Source organism: Sphingomonas sp. OV641, from assembly GCF_900109205.1.
In the GTDB taxonomy this organism is placed as follows: Bacteria; Pseudomonadota; Alphaproteobacteria; order Sphingomonadales; family Sphingomonadaceae; genus Sphingomonas.
The window spans coordinates 1,728,526-1,747,383 of sequence record NZ_FNZB01000001.1 but is presented as its reverse complement, the minus strand read 5'-3'; the positions used below and the strand labels follow the sequence as shown (position 1 = coordinate 1,747,383).

Below are 18,858 nucleotides of genomic sequence, written 5' to 3'. Positions count from 1 at the left end.
CGTGGCGCGGGTGCAATCAGGCTCTTGCGAAGTGCCGCCTGATGTCAGGCTTCGGTGTTCCATCACTCAACATCTTGCGCTGATCCGCACCTGAGATGCTGGCACAAGTCCGGCGTGACGAAATTGATCACGCAAACGCCTGGTCTTTTCTCGAGAGCAAGGCTTCCGCTTGCTGCCAAGCGGAAGCCCTGGCCAGATAATCAGCCGATCGAGCCCACCTTGGCATGGCTGGACGATTCGGACGCGTCGATGGTGCCGCCGAACAGCATCTTAACCCGGCCGCTCAGCGCGACATCCGTCTCCCACAGTTCGGCGGACGAGACATCGAAGCGGTTCAGCCGGGCATCCGCCTTGCCGTTCGGGAACCATGCCTCCACGCGGTTGTCCCAGAGACGATCAAAGGTCGCCTGATCGGTTTCCTGAGACACCTGACCGGCAAGGCAGGCGAAGAAATCATGACCCTTGCCGACGAATTGCGCCATCGCCTTGCCGCCCTTGGCAATGCGATTGTCGTGAGCGGAGAAGATGAACAGAGTGTTGGGCTGAGTCTCGTCAAGTTTGACGTTCATCGGCTCTGAATGTTCGCCGTCCATCAGCCCGATCATCACGAACGGACTTTCTTCCAGCTTGCGGAGGAACGTCTCAGCAACTTCCTGCGGGCTGTCGTGATCGGCCATGTCATCGTCTCCTGCTTTGGATTTGGCTGGAGAACGAGGGCGGCGGTGGTTGGTTGCGTTGATGGCGCCAACCGCCTGATGATCGGCCACTTAGGCAGGTCCGACCGTCGACGGGGAGCTCGGAAAAAAAAAGCCCCGGCCGCCTGCGCGACCGGAGCTTTCCTTCATGTGCCAGGCCGGCGGCAGACCCGCGCCGGGAAAACAGACGGTCAGAGAACCTCGAAGAGGCCCGCTGCGCCCATGCCGCCGCCGACGCACATCGTGACGACGACAAATTTCGCGCCGCGACGCTTGCCCTCGATCAGCGCGTGGCCGGTCATGCGTGCGCCCGACATGCCATAAGGATGGCCGATCGAGATCGCGCCGCCGTTGACATTCAGCAGTTCGTTGGGGATGCCCAGCTTGTCACGGCAATACAGCACCTGCACCGCGAACGCCTCGTTCAGCTCCCAAAGGCCGATATCGTCCATCTTGAGGTTGAAGCGCTCGAGCAGCTTCGGGATGGCGAAGACCGGGCCGATACCCATCTCGTCCGGCTCGGTGCCAGCGACCGCCATGCCGACATAGCGGCCAAGCGGGGTAAGGCCCTTCTTCTCCGCGAGCTTCTCGTCCATCAGCACGCTGGCCGAGGCGCCATCGGAGAGCTGCGAGGCATTGCCTGCCGTGATGTTCAGATCGGGGCCGAGCACCGGCTTCAGCGACTTCAGGCCCTCCAGAGTCGTGTCCGGGCGATTGCCCTCGTCCTTCGCCAGCGTCACTTCCTTGTAGGAGACTTCCTTTGTCTCCTTGTCGGTGATCGCCATGCTGGCGGTGACGGCGACGATTTCGTCGTCGAACTTGCCGGCTGCCTGGGCGGCGGCGGTGCGCTGCTGCGACTGGAAGCCATATTCGTCCTGCACGTCGCGGCTGATGCCGTAGCGCTTGGCCACCACTTCGGCGGTCTGCAGCATCGGCATGTAGATGTCCTTGTGCATTGCGACCAGCTCCGGGTCGGGCTGCACACGCATCTGCGGCGTCTGGACGATGCTGATGCTGTCGACGCCGGCACCGATCGCCACGTCCATGTTGTCGACCATGATCTGCTTCGCGGCGGTGGCGATCGCCATCAGGCCGGAGGCGCACTGGCGATCAAGCGACATGCCGGAGACGGACACGGGGAGGCCGGCGCGGAGCAGCGAGGTGCGCGCAATGTTGGTCGCCTGTGCGCCCTGCTGAAGCGCGGAGCCCATGATCACGTCCTGGACCTCGGCGCCGTCAATCCCGGCGCGCTCCACGGCGGCCTTGAGCGCATGGCTGGCGAGGGTGGGGGACAGCGTGTTGTTGAAGGCGCCGCGATAGGCACGGCCGATCGGGGTGCGGGCGGTGGAGACGATGACGGCGGAACGCATGTTTATTGTCCTTGGGTATGGTTGGTTGCCGGGCCGCCCGTGGATGCGGGCGGCGCTTCCCGGGGAGGGCGGCGAGTAAGAGGGATCAGGTGAAGACCTGCGTGATCCACTCGGCGATCATTGCCGGTTTCTCGCTGCCTTCGATCTCGATCGTGGTTTCGGTGGTGAACTGGTACTGGCCGGGGCGCTTTTCATCAAATTCGGTAAGCTTGGAACGGCCGCGCACGCGCGAGCCCGAGGGGACCGGCGCAAGAAAGCGAACCTTGTTGCCGCCATAGTTCACGCCCATCTTCACGCCATCGAGACGCGGCATGTTCGGATTCTTCGCCGACAGAAGCGGCAGCAGCGACAGCGTCAGGAAGCCATGGGCGATGGTGGTGCCGAACGGCGTCTGCTTGGCGCGTTCCGGATCAATGTGGATGAACTGGTGGTCACCCGTCGCGTCGGCGAACTTGTTGATCATCTCCTGGGTTACCTCGACCCATTCGGAAACGCTTTCCTTGCCGATCGCGGCCTTCATCTCGTCTGCGGTCACGAAGACTCCCCTTGGCTTCCGCACCCCGTTCGCGGGTGCAGCGCACCTGTAGGCGCGAGGGCGCGGCCGCTGCAACCCTTGTTGACCGCGTAATGGAAACCGCTGGGGGACAAGAGCGTCTGGAGCGAACCCGAACTTCGAAAATGCCGCTACGGCACTGCCAGGCGCGCGACTCGCTTGCCTCCGCCACCATAAATAATGTTATGGTCACATCGGAGCTGCCGGAGGGGCGGCACGACAAGGAGAGGCAGCTTGGCGTACGAGCAGATCATCTATGACCTGAAGGACGGTGTCGCGACGATCACGCTGAACCGACCGGACAAGTTGAACGCGTTCACCGGCACGATGATGGCCGAGATGATCGACGCGTTCGACAAGATTGACGCGGACGATGACGTGCGCTGCGTGATCGTGACGGGGGCTGGCCGCGCGTTTTGCGCCGGCGCCGACCTGTCGGCAGGGGCCAAGACGTTCGACTATGACAAGCGCTCCGATCGTCCGGATCATGGCAGCGGGCAGGGTGGCCTGACCTATGAGATGGAAGAGGCGCGCGACGGTGGTGGTCGCCTGACGCTGCGCATCTTCGAATGCCTGAAGCCGGTGATCGCGGCGGTGAACGGCGCCGCCGTCGGTGTCGGTTCCACCATGCAGCTGCCGATGGACATTCGCATCGCCAGCGACACGGCACGGTTCGGCTTCGTCTTCGCCCGCCGCGGCATCGTACCGGAGGCGGCGTCCAGCTTCTTCCTGCCGCGCGTCGTTGGCATCAGCCAGGCGCTGGAATGGTGCTATTCCGGCCGGGTGTTCGACGCGCAGGAAGCGCTGAACGGCGGGCTGGTGAAGCAGGTGGTGCCGGGCGGCGAGCTGCTGGCCGTCGCGAACGCACTGGCGCGCGAGATCGCGGACAATACGGCACCGGTCTCGGTCGCGCTGACGCGCCAGATGCTGTGGCGCGGCCTTGGCTTCCAGCATCCGATGGACGCGCACAAGATCGACAGCCGTGCAATCCTGTCGCGCGGCCGCTCGGGCGATGCGAAGGAAGGCGTCACCTCGTTTCTCGAGAAGCGCACGCCGGCCTATCCGGACAAGGTGTCGAGCAACATGCCGGACTTTTTCCCGTGGTGGGCGGAGCAGAAGTACGGCTGACACGCCGTTGGCCCATCCGTGCCTGCCTGCGTTATGACGCAGCATGAGCACGGATGATGACAAGAGGCTGGCCGCGGAGGCGGCGGTGCAGGAGGTCAGCGACGGCATGGTCGTCGGCCTGGGCACCGGCTCCACCGCGGCCTTTGCCATTGCGGCACTGGCCCGGCGGACTGCGGGCGGGCTTGATATCCGGGCAGTCGCGACCAGCGAGGCGACCGCGAGAGCGGCGCGCGCGGCAGGCATTCCGGTCATCGACTTTGCGGCATGCACGTCGGTAGACCTCGCCATCGACGGCGCGGACGAGATCGACGCGCGGCTCTGGGCAATCAAGGGTGCCGGCGGCGCAATGCTGCGGGAGAAAGCGGTTGCGGCGGCGGCACGGCGCTTCGTAGTGATCGCAGACGGAACGAAACGGGTCGATGCGATCGGTGCCGCAAAGGTGCCGGTGGAAGTGCTGCCATTCGCGCGCGGCTTCGTTGTCGCGCAGCTGGAGGCGCTCGGCGCGGCGGTAACGGTGCGTCCGGACTATCTGACGGACAATGAAAACCTAGTGGCGGATTGCCGCTTTCGCGATCTCAGCGATCCGCGGCGACTGGCGGTATCGATCGCCGCCATACCCGGCGTCCTTGGCCATGGGCTGTTTCTTGATGAGGTTGATGCCGCTTACGTTGCAAGCGACGGCCGTGTTTCGAAGTTGGAGCGGGCGGTTCGTATCGTCGGACCTTGAATGGCTACCAATGGCTCAGGTGGACGGGGAGCGGATGCTCTAAAGCGCAGGACCGCCATTAACATGCCTTCTTTCGCGCCCGCCAAAAGAACCAAACCGCCTCCAAAACAAAGGTGAGTGGGAGGTCTACGAACATTGGACGTAGATCGACAGGACCGACCAACCCACTCCCGACCCCGGCAGTATCGATAATAGCGCTAGATTCATGAGGGTCTCACTTAACACCTCAAAGACGGATCTTGGCATCGCGGCAGAAACGCCAAAGCATATCAGGTCAGAACAGCGAGTGCTTAAGAGCCAGGTCCGATCGTGCGTGCTTATAAATGATCTTCAGGCCGGACCAGGCATCAACAAATAAATCGAGCCAGAGTAGTTTACGTTCAATCATCGGCTGAGGCGGGTAACTCAAATTCAAGATAGACAAAGAAGACGTCATCTCCTGACGATACGGCACCTCGCAAGCCAATCGCGCGGAAGAACATTGACTGCTACATTAGGAGGGAGACGATAAAAATTCATCCTTCGATAGCTGTACCCAAATGGAACGCAATTCTTCATTGCGCCGCCGTGTATCGAGAGTTGAAGTCCGGATGAAGCATCGCGCACAGACTGGAGAAACGTCCTTTGAAAAGAGTGATCGGCGTGAAAGGCTATGAAAGATTGGTTCCTACGATGATCAACATAGATCCCGACAAGGAAAAGGGAACCAAACAGGGAAACCGTCAAAAAACCAGGAATGCGCAGTATCGAGAGTCTGGACGGTAGGAAAAGTGCCGCCAAACCCATCGACAAGCACGCAAGCACTATTAACGGCCAATACGGCGCAGATAATCTCGCGGCGAAGAAAGAAACCGTAATTGGCTGTATCAAGCCGCCGAACGCTAGAGTGGAAATGGCAATGTACGTCGCGCATCCAACTAGAGCATGCTCCGCGCACCCGTCCTCGGCGGCCCTAATCATCGAAAATCCGATTGCATCGCTGCCGCGGTAGCTTTTTCTGACGTTTCCACAATCGCGAACTTAGCAAAAAGGCGCCTTCTGCGATCTAAGCCATCAGGCCGATCGCATTCCCGAAGTTGTGCAGCAGCACCGGGATCAGCACGCTTCCCGTCCGCAGGCGCAGCCACACGGCGATCAGTGACGGCACGGCGGTGAGGGTCATGTAGATCGGATCGAAACTGAAGCTGCCGTTGGCATAGCCAAAGGCGTGGGTGAGGCCGAACAGCGTGCAGGAGACAATTGCGCCCCAGCCCCAGTCGACGCCCATCAGCCGCTTGCGCGCCGTAAAGGCGCGGTCGAGCGCGAGCAGGAGCAGGCCGCGATAGAAAAGCTCTTCTTCCAGGCCCGGCATGGTCAGCTGAAAAGCGATTGTCTCGCCATTGGGTGGATCGTCGGGGAAGAGGGGTGCAATGGCGAGGAAGAAGGCGCAATAAGTGAGCGCCACGGGGACGGCGGCGCGTAGGCTGCCAGACACCTGGTGCAGCGTAATTCCTGCCTTCCGCCAGCCGAGTCCGGGCAATGCGGCGATCGCCAGGGTGGCGAGAAGCGCCAGCGCCTTTCCCTGCCAGTTCCAGCGACCCGGCAACACATCCGGGACTAGGCCATAGGCGTTGGTCAGAAGCAGATCGTTGAGCAGGATCAGGCCAGCCGCAATGGCCAGCCAGCGCCAGTGCACGCTTCCCGGTTGCAAGGTGACGATCAGCCCGGCCGCGGCGAACAGCATGGCGATGATGCTGGCGATGCTGATGACCGGATCCACGAAATGCCTCTCCCAAGCTGCCGCTGACAAAGCTGACGCGACGAACCTGTATGGTCGCTGCACGAAGTGTAGAATCGTCGCGCGACTGGAACGCGGCGAATGGAGCGACTAGAGGGGCCGCGACTCGGCAACCGGGCACACGCCCGGGCGTTCGATCCCATATCAGCGAGGCCCCCGATGACCGACACCGCCAATCCCGCGAACGTTCATGAGGACGGCACGCCAGAGCGCCTGGAGATCGACACGATCCGTACGCTGTCGATGGATGCGGTGCAGGCGGCAAATTCCGGCCATCCCGGAACGCCGATGGCGCTGGCCCCGGTCGGCCACACGCTCTGGACCAAGTTCCTGCGCTATGATCCGGCACAGGCGAACTGGCCGAACCGCGACCGCTTCGTTCTGTCGGTCGGTCATGCCTCCATGCTGCTTTACTCGCTGCTGCACCTAGCCGGCGTAAAGCAGCCGGACGGCGCGCCCGCCGTCAGTCTGGACGATATCAAGGCCTTTCGCCAACTCGGCTCCAAGACGCCGGGTCACCCGGAATATAGCCACACGGTCGGCGTGGAGACGACTACCGGCCCGCTTGGCCAGGGCTGCGGCAATTCGGTCGGCATGGCGATCGCCGAGCGGTGGATGGCGGCACGTTACAACAAGCCCGGTTTCACGCTGTTCGATCACGACGTCTATTCGCTGTGCGGCGACGGCGACATGATGGAGGGCGTCGCTTCGGAAGCCGCGAGCCTCGCTGGCCATCTGAAGCTGTCGAACCTGTGCTGGATCTATGACAGCAACCAGATCTCGATCGAGGGCGACACCGATCTCGCTTTCGACGAGGATGTGGGAAAGCGCTTCGAGGCTTATGGCTGGCACGTCATCCATGTGGACGACGCGAACGACGTCGCGGCGCTGACCAAGGCATTTGAAGAGTTCCGCGCCACCAGTGACAAGCCGACGCTGATCATCGTCAAGTCGGTGATCGGCTGGGGCTCGCCGCGGGCCGGCAGCGAGAAGGCGCATGGCGAAGCGCTGGGCGAAGACAACGTTCGCCTGACCAAGGAAGCCTATGGTTGGCCGGCGGACAAGAGCTTCTACGTGCCGGAGGGGGTGCAACAGCGGTTCGAGCAGGCGGTCGCCGGCCGCGGCGTGCCGCTGCGCGAGGCGTGGGAGGCGACGCTTCAGAAGTATCGCACCGACCATGCCGATCTGGCCAAGGAAGTCGATGCCATCATCAACGGTACGCTGCCCGATGGCTGGGACGCGGAGATCCCGACTTTCGAGGCAGATGCCAAGGGCCTCGCCAGCCGCGATGCCGGCGGCAAGGTGCTGAACGCCATCGCCAAGACAATGCCGTGGCTGATCGGCGGTTCGGCCGATCTCGCGCCGTCGACCAAGACCGACATCAAGGGCGAGGCGAGCTTCTCTGCAAGCGACTACGCCGGTCGCAACTTCCACTTCGGCGTGCGCGAACACGCGATGGGCTCGGTGGCGGTCGGCATGGCGCTGTCGGGGCTGCGTTCCTATGGCAGCACCTTCCTCGTCTTCCTGGACTATATGCGCCCGCCGGTGCGCCTGTCGGCGCTGATGGAGCTCGGCACCACCTGGATCTTCACGCACGATTCAATCGGTGTGGGCGAGGACGGGCCGACTCACCAGCCGATCGAAATGCTGGCGATGATGCGCGCCACCCCAGGGCTGGACATGTTCCGTCCGGGCGATGCGAACGAGGTGGCGGCGGCATGGCGGGCAATCGTCGAGACGCCTAAGCAGCCTGCCGCACTGGTGCTGTCGCGCCAGGCCCTGCCGACGCTCGACAGGTCGAAATATGCCAGTGCCGATGGCGTGAAGCAGGGCGGCTATGTCCTGGCTGACAGCGCCATGGAGAATGGGGGCACGCCCGACGTGATCCTGCTTGCTACGGGCAGTGAGGTTGGCCTGGCGATTGAGGCGCATGAGAAGCTGGTTGCGGAAGGTGTGAAGAGCCGCGTTGTCTCGATGCCGAGCTGGTACCGGTACGAGAAGCAGAGCGACGCGTACAAGGAAAGCGTGCTGCCCAAGGCAATTACCGCGCGTGTTGCGATCGAGATGGCGGGCGAGATCGGCTGGGATCGCTACGTCGGACTTGCCGGTAAGACGATCACCATGTCGACCTTCGGCGCTTCCGCGCCGATTGCGAAGCTTGCCGACAAGTTCGGCTTCACCGCCGATAACGTGGTGAAGGTGGCGAAGTCGGTGATGGCTGCCTAACTGCTAAGGACACCCCCGTCCGATCCGAGCGAAGTCAAGGATCGGGATCGGACGGGCCGGCGTTATCATACGCCAACGTGTCTCGACTTCGCTCGACACGAACGGACGGAGACAGGACAGATGGGCAAGCTCAACGATCTCGCGAACCTCGGTACGGCCGTGTGGCTCGACTTCGTCGATCGCAAGTTCCTGGAGGACGGCGGCCTGGAAAAGCTGGTCGCCGAGGATGGCGTGACTGGCGTCACCTCCAACCCTACGATTTTCCAGAAGGCGATGGGCGAGGGCACCGCGTATGACGCGACGCTTGCCGCGTTCGACAAGGCGCACCCGGCGGCGGCGGCGATGGACCGCTACGAGCATCTCGCCATTCAGGACATCAAGGCGGCGGCCGACACGCTGCGGCCGGTATACGACCGGCTGAACGGCAAGGACGGTTATGTCAGCCTGGAAGTCTCGCCGTATCTCGCGAACGACACCGACGGCACGATCGCGGAGGCGGAGAAGCTGTGGAAGGCGGTTAACCGCCCCAATCTGATGATCAAGATCCCGGGAACGCCCGCCGGCGTGCCCGCGATCGCGGCCACCATTGCAAAGGGCATCAACGTCAACGTGACGCTGCTGTTCTCGCAGCAATCTTATGAGGCGGTGGCGATGGCCTATGTCGAGGGGCTGGAGCAGCGCGTCGAGCGCGGTGAGCCGGTCGACCAGATTGCCAGCGTTGCCAGCTTCTTCATCAGCCGCATCGACAATGAGATCGACAAGGCGATCGACGGTGGCACTGGCGGCGAGGAGGCCAAGGCGCTGAAGGGCAAGGTGGCGATCGCCAACGCCAAGCTCGCTTACGCCTGGTATCAGGACTTCATCGCCTCGGATCGCTGGCAGGCGCTGGCGGCCAAGGGTGCGCAGCCCCAGCGGCTGCTCTGGGCATCGACCGGCACGAAGAACCCGGACTATCCCGATACGCTATATGTCGACACGCTGATCGGGCCGGATACGGTGAATACCATGCCGCCCAAGACGATGGATGCCTTTCGCGAGCGCGGCACCTCGGCCGTCTCGCTGACGCAGGACGTTGAGGGTGCGCGCAAGGTGCTGGCCGATGCCGAGCGGCTTGGGCTCGATCTTGCGGGCGTAACCGAGCGGCTGGTCGAAGAGGGTGTGGCCTCCTTCAGCAAGTCGTTCGACGATCTGCTCGGCTCCATTCAGGCAAAGCATCCCGCTGACGCTTGATTTGGCTTCGGAACGGAAGCCCGCCCTCCACCGTTCGCCTTTCACCTGACGAAGAGCGTGCCACGAGCCATGTTGCTTGCGGCGCGCCTTTCGGCAGGATCAGCCCCGATGGCAACTTCACGTGGAGCCTGAAAGTATGAAGATCGGCATCATCGGCCTCGGCCGCATGGGCGGCAACATCGCGCGTCGGCTGATGCGTGGTGGCCATGAAGTGGTCGTGTGGGACCGCAATAGCGATGCAGTGACGGATTTGGCGGGCGAGGGGGCGATCGGCGCCGATTCGCTGGTCGACATGAAGAGCAAGCTGGATGCGCCGGCGATCTACTGGGTCATGCTGCCCGCGGGCGCACCGACCGAGGAGACGATCGAAGTGCTGTGCGGCCAGCAATGCGCCGAGGGCGATATCATCATCGATGGCGGCAACACCTTCTGGAAGGACGATGTGCGGCGCGCCAAGTCGCTGGCCGAAAAGGGCGTCCACTATGTCGATGTGGGCACTTCCGGTGGCGTCTGGGGGCTGGAGCGCGGCTATTGCATGATGATCGGGGGCGACAAGGAGACGGTCGACTTGCTGGACCCGATCTTCGACACGTTGGCACCCGGCATCGGCAGCGTGGGACGCACCCCCAACCGATCCGAAGCATGCGATCCGCGTGCGGAAAAGGGCTATATCCATGCTGGCCGCGCCGGGGCCGGCCATTTCGTAAAGATGGTGCACAATGGCATCGAATATGGCCTGATGCAGGCCTATGCCGAAGGCTTCGACGTCCTGTGGGGGCGCAACGTCCCGCATCTACCGGAAGACGAAAGGTTTGACTTCAACCTCGCCGAGATTTCCGAAGTGTGGCGGCGAGGCTCGGTGATCTCGTCCTGGTTGCTTGATCTCACCGCGTCTGCGCTGGCGCAGGTCCGCCAGCTGGAGCAATTCTCCGGCAAGGTCGCCGATTCCGGCGAAGGCCGCTGGACGATCGAGGCGGCGATGGAGCAGGCGACGCCCGTGGCGGTGCTCACCACGGCGCTGTTCGCGCGCTATCGCAGCCGAATCGACGAAATGTTCGGGGACAAGCTGCTGTCGGCGATGCGCTACGGCTTCGGCGGCCATGTCGAGATCCCGCAATGAGCGCGCTTGCGTGACGCTGGTTATCAGCGACGTCGACGGCACGCTGGTCGACAAAGAGAAACGCCTGACACCCGGCACGCTGCAGGCGGTGCAGCGCCTGCAGGCGGCGGGTTTCGGCTTCACCATCATCAGCGCGCGGCCAATGTCCGGGCTCGCGCCGCTCGCCGAGGAGCTGTCGCTGGACGTGCCGATGGGCGCGTTCAACGGCGGCCTCGTGTTTCGCCGCGGTGGTGAGATCCTGTGCCGCCATTTTGTCGACGAAGCGGTCGCGCGCGGTGCTCTGGCGTTGGCGCAGAATGAGCCAGTGGACATCTGGGTCTTCGCTGACGACCAATGGTTCGCCACATCGGACACGGGATCGCATGTGCCGAGCGAGCGACGTGCGTCCAACCAGGAACCCAGGATTTGCAGCGGCTTTTCCAACCTGCTCGACCGTGCCGACAAGATCACCTTCGTCTGCGATGAACCGGCGGTGCTCGATGCGCTGCGCGATCGGATCGTGGCAGCGCACGACGGGGCAGCAACGATCGTCAAATCACAGACCTATTATCTCGATATAACGGCAACGACGGCGAACAAGGGAGAGGGAATCGCGCGGCTGGCCGATGCGCTTGGCGTGCGGCTCGATCGTACGATCGCGATCGGTGATCAGGCGAACGACCTTGCCATGTTCGAGCGCGCCGGGCGGGCGATTGCCATGGACAATGCGCCCGACGACGTGAAGGCGCAGGCGGCGGATGTGACGCTCGCCAACGATGCGGACGGCGTGGCTCATGCGATCGACAAATTCATTTTGGGGAGAATGATGTGAAGCAACTGGTGGCGTTCGATCTCGATGGTACGTTGGCCGAGAGCAAGCAGGCGATCCAGCCCGATATGGGCGAAGCACTGGCCGATCTGCTGACTGTCGCGCACGTCGCGGTAATTTCGGGTGGGGACTGGCCGCAGTTCGACAAGCAGGTCGCCAGCCGGCTGCCCGACCACGCGGATCGCTCCCGCCTGTGGCTGATGCCGACGACCGGCACCAAGCTGTACACCTTTCGCGAGGGCCAGTGGGGCACAGTATATGCCGAACTGTTCTCCGACGAGCAGAAGCAGCAGATCCTGACGGCGTTCGACGAGTCGCTGGAAGCCACGGGCTTCGTTCCCGAACAGACCTGGGGCGAACGGATCGAGGACCGTGGCAGCCAGATCACCTTTTCCGCGCTCGGCCAACAGGCGCCGATCCATGCCAAGGAAGTGTGGGATCCCGATTTCGCGAAGCGCAAGGTGATCCAGGCCGATCTCAAGAAGCGCCTGCCGGGCCTGTCGATCAATATGGGCGGGGCAACGTCGATCGACATCACGCAGGAGGGCGTGGACAAGGCCTATGGCCTCAAGCGGTTGCGCGACGAGAGCGGCATTCCGCTGGACGCCATGATGTTCGTCGGCGACGCGATCTTCCCGGGTGGAAACGACTATCCGGCAAAAGAGCTTGGGCTGGATACCGTGCGCGTTCGCGATCCGCAGGACACGCTGAGCGTGATCGCCACGGTGGTGGCCTGCCAGAAATGAGGGCTCGGCGCGGGCCTGCCGCCCGCGCCGGCTCAGGTGCCGGGCACCGGCTCAAGGATCGCGCGGGCGCGGACCGATAGCCGGTCCAGCGCCGCCTGGTGGATGCCGCGGCTGCTGGTAATCACGCCAAAGGCGCAGGGGTCGGGCTTGTTGAAGGCGAGGCGCGCGCCGAGCGCGTCGGTGACGGCGCCGCCTGCTTCGATCGCGATCAGGGCGGCCGCCGCAATGTCCCATTCATTGCCCCAGCGCAGCGTAGCGACAAGGTCCGCGCGATTATCCGCCACCATCGCCATGCGCAGCGCGATGGAGTTTGGCTTTTCGACCATGGTCAGATCCCGGTCGGCTTTGGGCAGCGCGTCCGTGGGAACGCGGGCGCCGGCGAAGGCATCGCGTTGACTGGCGATGAGTGGCCGCCCGTTGAGCGTCGCGCCGTGACCGGCAGCGGCTTGCCACACCTCATCGCGTACGGGCGCATCGAGAACGCCGATGACGGGGCGACCATCTTCGACCAGCGCGACCGATACTGCCCAGCCAGCGCGTCCACGAATATAGTCGCGCGTGCCGTCGATCGGGTCGACCACCCAGATGCGATGGCGTGACAGTCGCTCAGGATTGTCGGCCGTTTCCTCCGAAAGCCAGCCGGCATCGGGCAGGAGCGCGGACAGGCGCTGCCGCAGCATCTGGTCGACGGCGAGATCAACCTCGCACACCGGGCTTCCCGGCACCTTTTCCCAACGAGCGAAATCGGTGCGAAAGCGCGCCATGGCGAGTTGCCCCGCCTCGCGCGCGATCTTCGCGACCGAGTTCGCCAGATCATCCACCGGCGACGGTCATCCCATCGATCCGAACCGTTGGCACGTTCGTGCCATAGCGGAACTCGAGATCGTTCGCCGGGGTCAGATTAGCGAACATGTCCCTGAGATTACCGGCGATCGTGAACTCGGCAATCGGCGCTGTGATTTCGCCATTCTCGATCAGGAAGCCGGCGGCGCCTCGGCTGTAATCGCCCGTGACACCGTTCACGCCCTGGCCGATCAGTTCAGTGACATACACCCCGCGTGCGATGTCTCCGATCAGGGTCGCCACCGGAACATGGCCGGGGTGCATGTAGAAATTGCTGGTGCTGACACCCGGCGCGCCGCCCACGCCGCGCGCGGCATGGCCCGTCGGTGCCATGCCAAGCTGGCGGGCAGAGGCGCTGTCGAGCAACCACGTCTGCAACACGCCATCCTCCACCACGGCGCAGGGCGAAACGGGCAGGCCCTCGCCATCGAAGGGGCGGGAGCGAAGCCCGTGTGGGCGGTGCGGATCATCGGAGATGGTGATGCCGCTCGCGAAGACCGCGCTGCCGAGCGAATCGAGCAGGAAGGAGGTGCGCCGCGTGATCGCCTGACCCGATATCGCTCCGGTAAGATGACCGAGGAGCCCGGCGCCGACGCGCGGATCGAACACCACCGGCAGCGCTGCGCTTTCCATGCGGGCGGGATTGAGCCGCGCGACCGCGCGCTCGCCTGCCAGGGTGCCGACCGCATCCGGCGCATCCAGCCGATTGCGATGGCGCGCGGAATGGAAGCCGTAATCGCGCTGCATCCCGCTGCCTTCACCCGCGATCACGCTGGCGGATATGCCATAGCCGGTGGCCGAATAAGCGCCGCTGAACCCGTGACTGGTGGCGAGCGCCCACACGCTGCGGGAGGCGCTGGCGCCGCCGCCCTCGCTGTTGGTGACACCGCGGACGGCGCGGGCCGCCTCCTCGGCTGCCATCGCAGCCTCGCGCAGGTCGGCCGGCGCCACTTCGCCGCCATCGTCGAGATCCAGCAGCGGCGGGGCGCCGTGCATCAACCGGTCCTGCGGCGCGAGCCCGGCCCATTGATCCTCCGGCGCCTCACGCGCCATGGCGACGGCGCGCTCGACCAGGGCGTCCAGCGCCTCGGAAGAAAGATCGGACGTGGAGACGCTGGCCGAACGCTGGCCAATGAATACGCGCAGGCCCAGATCCTCGCTTTCGGAGCGGCCCACATCCTCCAGCTTGCCCAAGCGGACGGAGATTTCGGTGGAAGCGTCAGCGGCGAAAACGGCATCTGCGGCGTCGACGCCGGCCTTCTTGGCGCGAGCGACGATATCTGCGGCGCGATCCTGCGCCTGGGTCGGGGTCAGCATGGAAACGACTTAGGGGGCGGATGCTCCGGTTGCTAGTGTGCAACTTTCGGCCTGGCTGCGGAGAAAATCGGCCGCTTTCGGCCAGATCCTTACAAAGGCGTTCCCACGACCACGCAGCCGAGGAACATCAGCAGCCCGGCAAAGCGGTTGGCGCGAAAGCGGGCGAGGGCGCCGGCGCCGTCATCCGGCCGCAGCGTGGCAACTTGCCAGACAAGATGGAGCGCCATCGGGAGGAGCGCGAGCCAGACCAGTGGATCGGGGCGGTGCAGCCAGAAGGCGGCGGCCCAGAGCAACAGCGCGAGCGCATAGCAGATGAATGTGCCGCCGCGGACATGGCGGCCCATGCGCAGGGCGGAGGAGCGCACGCCGATCAGCGCATCATCCTCCCGATCCTGCAACGCATAAATCGTATCATAGCCGATGACCCAGAAGATCGTACCGCCATAGAGAAGCAGGCCGGCCGCCGTGAGCGTGCCCCAGCTTTCCAGCCAGCCGACCAGTGCGGCCCAGGAGAAGACGAGGCCGAGCCACGCCTGCGGCCACCACGTGATGCGCTTCATGAACGGATAGGCGGCGACCAGCGCGAGGCTTGCGATCGCGAGGATGGCGGTATCGAGGCGAAGCTGGAGCAGGACGATAAGGCCGATGAGGCACAGGACGAGCAGCCAGAGCCAGGCGGCTTTCACCGACACTGCGCCCGAGGCGATCGGGCGCGAGCGGGTGCGCGCGACACTGGCATCAAGATCGCGATCGACGATGTCGTTATAGACGCACCCCGCACCGCGCATGGCGATGCTGCCGACCAGCAACCAGATGATCAAGGTCCAGCGCTCCACGGCGCTGCCCGCCAAGGCGACCGCCCAGGCACCGGGCCAGAACAGCAGCCACCAGCCGATCGGTCGATCGAAGCGAGCAAGCAAGGCGAACGGGCGGATGCTGGCGGGCAAAGCGGCGACAAGGCCACGGTGTTCGCTGTCGGGCGTGATATCGGGAGCGGGCGTCACCCGGCCTGCGTACCGTCGCTGCCGTGGTTTCGCCACAGCGCTTTGCTATGGCCAATCGACAAGGCCGTTCTGGGCGCGAAGCACGTACGCCCGACGTGGAAGCATTTCACGCCAGGGGAGTTCAGCAAGGACCATGTCAGCAATGCGCCTTCTTGTCCCTGCCGCCATCATGCTCATCGCCGTACCCGCCAGCGCCCAGCGCACCGGCGGGTGGGAGGGACTGTGGCGTAACGCGGCGGACAGCGTGCGGATCAAGGTGGCCCGCTGCGGCCGAGGGCTTTGCGGCACGGTGACACAGGCAAGCGCGAAGGCGAGGGCGGATGCCGCAGCCGGCGGGACGGACCAGCTTGTCGGCACGCAGTTGTTCCATGATTTCCGCGAGGGCGAGGACGGGCTGTGGTACGGTCAGGTCTATGTACCTGATATCGGGCAGACGTTCGACGGCACGATCGAGCAGGTCGACCGCAACACGATCGTCGGCACCGGGTGCCTCTTCGCGAACTTCGGGTGCAAATCGCAGACGTGGCGACGTGTGCGCTGAATGATCCACCTGTCCGTCGCCATCGGCCGCTTCGTGGAGGCGCTCTTCTACGCCATCCTCCGCGTAGCGGGGGTGGTGACGGGGATCGTGCTGCTGATCGCGTTTTTCGGGTTGATCCTGTTTCTCATCGCGCGCTGGCTGATCGCGCGCGGGCGGCGTAAAGGCCCACGCCCATGATCGCCACTCCCGCCTGGCCGCCCCGCTCGACACCCCGCCTGTTCGTGGAGGAGCCGCTGGTCGCGGGGCCGCTGCGCATCGACGGACCACAGGCGCATTACCTGGCCGGTGTGATGCGGGTGAAGGCGGGCGATCCGGTGCGCCTGTTCGACGATGTCTCGGGCGAATGGCTGGCGACGGTCGCGCAGGCGGGCCGGCGCGATGTGACGGTGGACGTCACGGAAAAGCTAGCGGAGCGCGAAGCGGTGCCCGACCTGTGGCTGGTCGCCGCGCCGCTGAAAAAAGGACGCGTCGATTGGATGGCGGAGAAAGCGTGCGAACTGGGCGTGGCACGCCTTGTTCCCGTCATCACGCATCGGACGGTGGTGGATCGTCCCAAGGTGGAGCGGCTGCGCGCTCATATGATCGAGGCGGCGGAGCAATGCGGGCGTACCGCCCTGCCGCAGGTGGCGGAGCCGGTGAAGCTTTCGGCATTGCTGCGGGACTGGTCGGGCGACCGCGTGCTTTACTTCGCAGACGAGCTTGGCGGCACGCCGGCGCGCGAGGTGATGAAGCCTGGCCCGGCGGCGATCCTGATCGGCCCGGAAGGTGGCTTCGACGATGGCGAGCGCGCGGCCATTCGCGCGCTGCCGCAGGCCGTTGGCATGGGGCTGGGGCCGCGCATCCTGCGGGCGGATACCGCCGCGGCCGCGGCTGTCGCGATCTGGATGGCGAACGCCGGCGACTGGTGATCCGGCGCTGCTCCACAGCATCTAGCCCCGCCAGCAATCCCCCATTAAGGGCGCGCCATGACGACGAAAACCGTTTCGGACAGCAACTCGCCTGTCATCGAGTCGCGTGAGCAGCTGATTGCCAGTTTCGCGCGAGGCGAGAAGCCGAAGGAACGCTGGCGGATCGGCACCGAGCACGAGAAGTTCGTGTATTCCCGCGCCGATCATCATGCGCCGAGCTGGGGCGAGCCGGGCGGTATTCGCGCGTTACTGATCGAATTGCAGCAGCATGGCTGGAAGCCGGTAGAAGAGGGCGGCAACCTGATCGCGCTGACCGGCGCGGACGGCTCGGTCAGCCTGGAGCCAGCGGGGCAGTTCGAGCTTTCGGGTGCGCCGCTCGACAATCTGCATCAGACCTGTGCGGAAACGGGACGCCACCTCGATCAGGTGAAGGCCGCGGGCGAGAAGCTGGGCATCGGCTTTCTGGGCCTTGGCATGTGGCCGGACAAGGCGCGGAGCGAGCTGCCGATCATGCCCAAGGGCCGCTACGCCATCATGCTGCGCCATATGCCGCGGGTCGGCAGCATGGGCCTCGACATGATGCTGCGCACCTGCACGATCCAGGTGAACCTGGATTATGCCAGCGAGGCGGACATGGCGCAGAAGTTCCGCGTTGGCCTGGCGCTGCAGCCGCTGGCGACGGCGCTGTTCGCCAATTCGCCCTTCACCGAAGGCAAGCCGAACGGCTTCCTCAGCTATCGCAGCCACATCTGGTCGGACACTGATCCGGCGCGCACGGGAATGCTGCCATTCGTGTTCGAGGATGGCTTCGGGTACGAACGCTATGCCGACTATATGCTCGATGTGCCGATGTACTTCGTTTACCGCGACGGGCGGTACATTGATGCCGCGGGGCTCAGCTTCCGCGATTTCCTGAAGGGCGAACTGTCGGTCCTGCCGGGCGAGCTGCCGACGCTGGACGACTGGAACGATCACCTTTCCACCGCCTTCCCCGAAGTGCGGCTCAAGACATTCCTGGAGATGCGCGGCGCGGACGGTGGGCCGTGGAACCGCATCTGCGCGCTGCCGGCCTTTTGGGTGGGGCTGCTCTATGATCAGGGTGCGCTGGATGCAGCGTGGGACCTTGTGAAGCATTGGACGATCGACGAGCGTCAGGCGCTACGTGACGCTGCGCCCCGGCTGGGCCTTGATGCGCCGGTGCCGGGGCGCGGCACGCTGCGCGATATCGCGGGCGAGGTGCTGGATATTGCCGGCCGCGGCCTGGCGGCGCGCGCGCGGGTCAATGGCGCCGGCGACGACGAGACCGGCTTCCTCGATCCGCTGCGCGAGATCGTGAGGCTGGGCAAGGTACCGGCGGAGCAGTTGCTTGATCGTTACAACGGCGCCTGGGGCGGCGATCTGTCGCGGGTATATGCGGAGCAGAGTTTCTGAAGTCGACAAGCCGCTACGTGGCGAAAGCGGTTGGAGCGTGGCCTTGCCTTCTCCGCAGCCGGACTTGATCCGGTATCCAAGGCGCCCCGAGCGGTGGGGCAGGAGGCGCGAGCGGCAGCGCTTGCGGAGAATTGGATCCCGGATCAAGTCCGGGATGACGAAGTTTGGCGAGGGGGGCGCCCATGAGCCGCCGCCCGTATCGCATCGGCCTGCTTGGCGGATTCTTCAACCTGTTGCAGGTCTATATGGAGCAGAGTTTCCCAGGCGTACGATCCGCTACGTGGCGAGACCGGGTGGAGGAGGGCCTTGCCTCCTCCGTCATCCCGGACTTGATCCGGGATCCATGGTGCCTCGAACGGTGATGCAGGCGGCGCGAGCGGCAGCGCCTGCGGAGAATCGGACCCCGGATCACGTTCGGGATGACGAAGCGTGGC

General features: G+C 64.5%; 19 protein-coding genes. 12 read left to right on the top strand and 7 right to left on the bottom strand.

All coding sequences use genetic code 11. The features are described from left to right. Positions 1-200 precede the first annotated feature (200 nt). The 3 genes from BMX36_RS08365 to BMX36_RS08355 all read right to left on the bottom strand — a co-directional run bounded on the left by BMX36_RS08365 (position 201) and on the right by BMX36_RS08355 (position 2,585). The gene (locus BMX36_RS08365; protein WP_066776938.1) at positions 201-677 is read right to left on the bottom strand and encodes a pyridoxamine 5'-phosphate oxidase family protein; all 477 of its coding nucleotides are present in this window, start codon (positions 675-677) and stop codon (positions 201-203) included. Positions 678-886: 209 nt separating this feature from the next. Beyond that, entirely contained in the window at positions 887-2,065 is a 1,179-nt protein-coding gene (locus tag BMX36_RS08360) for an acetyl-CoA C-acyltransferase (protein ID WP_093064449.1), read from the bottom strand. An 85-nt stretch (positions 2,066-2,150) separates the two neighbouring features. After that, on the bottom strand, positions 2,151-2,585 hold the full coding sequence (locus tag BMX36_RS08355) for a MaoC family dehydratase (protein ID WP_066776932.1): 435 nt from the start codon (positions 2,583-2,585) through the stop codon (positions 2,151-2,153). 267 nt (positions 2,586-2,852) lie between these two features. On the opposite strand from BMX36_RS08355, the gene BMX36_RS08350 reads away from it, so the two are divergent. Together BMX36_RS08350 and rpiA are read left to right on the top strand one after the other, a co-directional pair. Then, positions 2,853-3,746, top strand: a complete 894-nt coding sequence (locus BMX36_RS08350) for a crotonase/enoyl-CoA hydratase family protein (RefSeq protein WP_093064447.1) — start codon at positions 2,853-2,855, stop codon at positions 3,744-3,746. 43 nt (positions 3,747-3,789) lie between these two features. Continuing rightward, positions 3,790-4,473 (top strand): ribose-5-phosphate isomerase RpiA, encoded by a 684-nt coding sequence (rpiA, locus tag BMX36_RS08345; RefSeq protein WP_093064445.1) that lies wholly within the window; start codon positions 3,790-3,792, stop codon positions 4,471-4,473. Between the two features lie 1,045 nt (positions 4,474-5,518). On the opposite strand, the gene BMX36_RS08340 is transcribed toward rpiA, so the two are convergent. Continuing rightward, entirely contained in the window at positions 5,519-6,232 is a 714-nt protein-coding gene (locus BMX36_RS08340) for a CPBP family intramembrane glutamic endopeptidase, BDIM_20840 family (RefSeq protein ID WP_093064443.1), read from the bottom strand. Positions 6,233-6,409: 177 nt separating this feature from the next. On the opposite strand from BMX36_RS08340, the gene tkt reads away from it, so the two are divergent. The 5 genes from tkt to BMX36_RS08315 all read left to right on the top strand — a co-directional run bounded on the left by tkt (position 6,410) and on the right by BMX36_RS08315 (position 12,380). Next, the gene (gene tkt / locus BMX36_RS08335) at positions 6,410-8,476 is read left to right on the top strand and encodes a transketolase (RefSeq protein WP_093064441.1); all 2,067 of its coding nucleotides are present in this window, start codon (positions 6,410-6,412) and stop codon (positions 8,474-8,476) included. Between the two features lie 120 nt (positions 8,477-8,596). Continuing rightward, positions 8,597-9,706, top strand: coding sequence for a transaldolase (gene tal, locus BMX36_RS08330; protein WP_093064439.1), 1,110 nt, complete (start codon positions 8,597-8,599; stop codon positions 9,704-9,706). A 76-nt stretch (positions 9,707-9,782) separates the two neighbouring features. Continuing rightward, positions 9,783-10,826, top strand: coding sequence for a phosphogluconate dehydrogenase (NAD(+)-dependent, decarboxylating) (gene gnd / locus BMX36_RS08325; RefSeq protein WP_256210700.1), 1,044 nt, complete (start codon positions 9,783-9,785; stop codon positions 10,824-10,826). A gap of 10 nt (positions 10,827-10,836) precedes the next feature. Continuing rightward, positions 10,837-11,637 carry a Cof-type HAD-IIB family hydrolase gene (locus tag BMX36_RS08320; RefSeq protein ID WP_371262834.1) on the top strand — a complete coding sequence of 267 codons (801 nt, stop codon included), beginning with the start codon at positions 10,837-10,839 and terminating at the stop codon, positions 11,635-11,637. Further along, positions 11,634-12,380: an HAD-IIB family hydrolase gene (locus tag BMX36_RS08315; protein WP_093064433.1), complete on the top strand. Its 747-nt coding sequence runs from the start codon at positions 11,634-11,636 to the stop codon at positions 12,378-12,380. Before BMX36_RS08320 ends, BMX36_RS08315 begins: the two co-directional genes overlap by 4 nt. 32 nt (positions 12,381-12,412) lie before the next feature. On the opposite strand, the gene BMX36_RS08310 is transcribed toward BMX36_RS08315, so the two are convergent. The 3 genes from BMX36_RS08310 to ubiA form a co-directional block, all read right to left on the bottom strand. Next, a complete protein-coding gene (locus BMX36_RS08310; protein WP_093064431.1) occupies positions 12,413-13,201 on the bottom strand; it encodes a 3'(2'),5'-bisphosphate nucleotidase CysQ in 789 nt (262 codons plus the stop codon). Further along, positions 13,194-14,540, bottom strand: coding sequence for a TldD/PmbA family protein (locus BMX36_RS08305; protein WP_093064429.1), 1,347 nt, complete (start codon positions 14,538-14,540; stop codon positions 13,194-13,196). Before BMX36_RS08305 ends, BMX36_RS08310 begins: the two co-directional genes overlap by 8 nt. A gap of 89 nt (positions 14,541-14,629) precedes the next feature. After that, positions 14,630-15,544 (bottom strand): 4-hydroxybenzoate octaprenyltransferase, encoded by a 915-nt coding sequence (ubiA, locus tag BMX36_RS08300; RefSeq protein WP_093064427.1) that lies wholly within the window; start codon positions 15,542-15,544, stop codon positions 14,630-14,632. A gap of 142 nt (positions 15,545-15,686) precedes the next feature. Between ubiA and BMX36_RS08295 the strand changes: the two genes are divergently transcribed. The 5 genes from BMX36_RS08295 to BMX36_RS08280 all read left to right on the top strand — a co-directional run bounded on the left by BMX36_RS08295 (position 15,687) and on the right by BMX36_RS08280 (position 18,786). Then, positions 15,687-16,085: a DUF2147 domain-containing protein gene (locus BMX36_RS08295; RefSeq protein WP_177179059.1), complete on the top strand. Its 399-nt coding sequence runs from the start codon at positions 15,687-15,689 to the stop codon at positions 16,083-16,085. Beyond that, positions 16,086-16,262, top strand: a complete 177-nt coding sequence (locus tag BMX36_RS21665; RefSeq protein WP_177179058.1) for a hypothetical protein — start codon at positions 16,086-16,088, stop codon at positions 16,260-16,262. Then, a complete protein-coding gene (locus tag BMX36_RS08290; RefSeq protein ID WP_093064425.1) occupies positions 16,259-16,993 on the top strand; it encodes a 16S rRNA (uracil(1498)-N(3))-methyltransferase in 735 nt (244 codons plus the stop codon). The genes BMX36_RS21665 and BMX36_RS08290 overlap by 4 nt, the downstream gene beginning before the upstream one ends. 57 nt (positions 16,994-17,050) lie before the next feature. After that, the gene (locus BMX36_RS08285) at positions 17,051-18,424 is read left to right on the top strand and encodes a glutamate--cysteine ligase (RefSeq protein WP_093064423.1); all 1,374 of its coding nucleotides are present in this window, start codon (positions 17,051-17,053) and stop codon (positions 18,422-18,424) included. A 182-nt stretch (positions 18,425-18,606) separates the two neighbouring features. Next, complete coding sequence (locus BMX36_RS08280; protein ID WP_093064420.1) at positions 18,607-18,786, top strand: hypothetical protein; 180 nt, start codon at positions 18,607-18,609, stop codon at positions 18,784-18,786. Positions 18,787-18,858 lie beyond the last annotated feature (72 nt).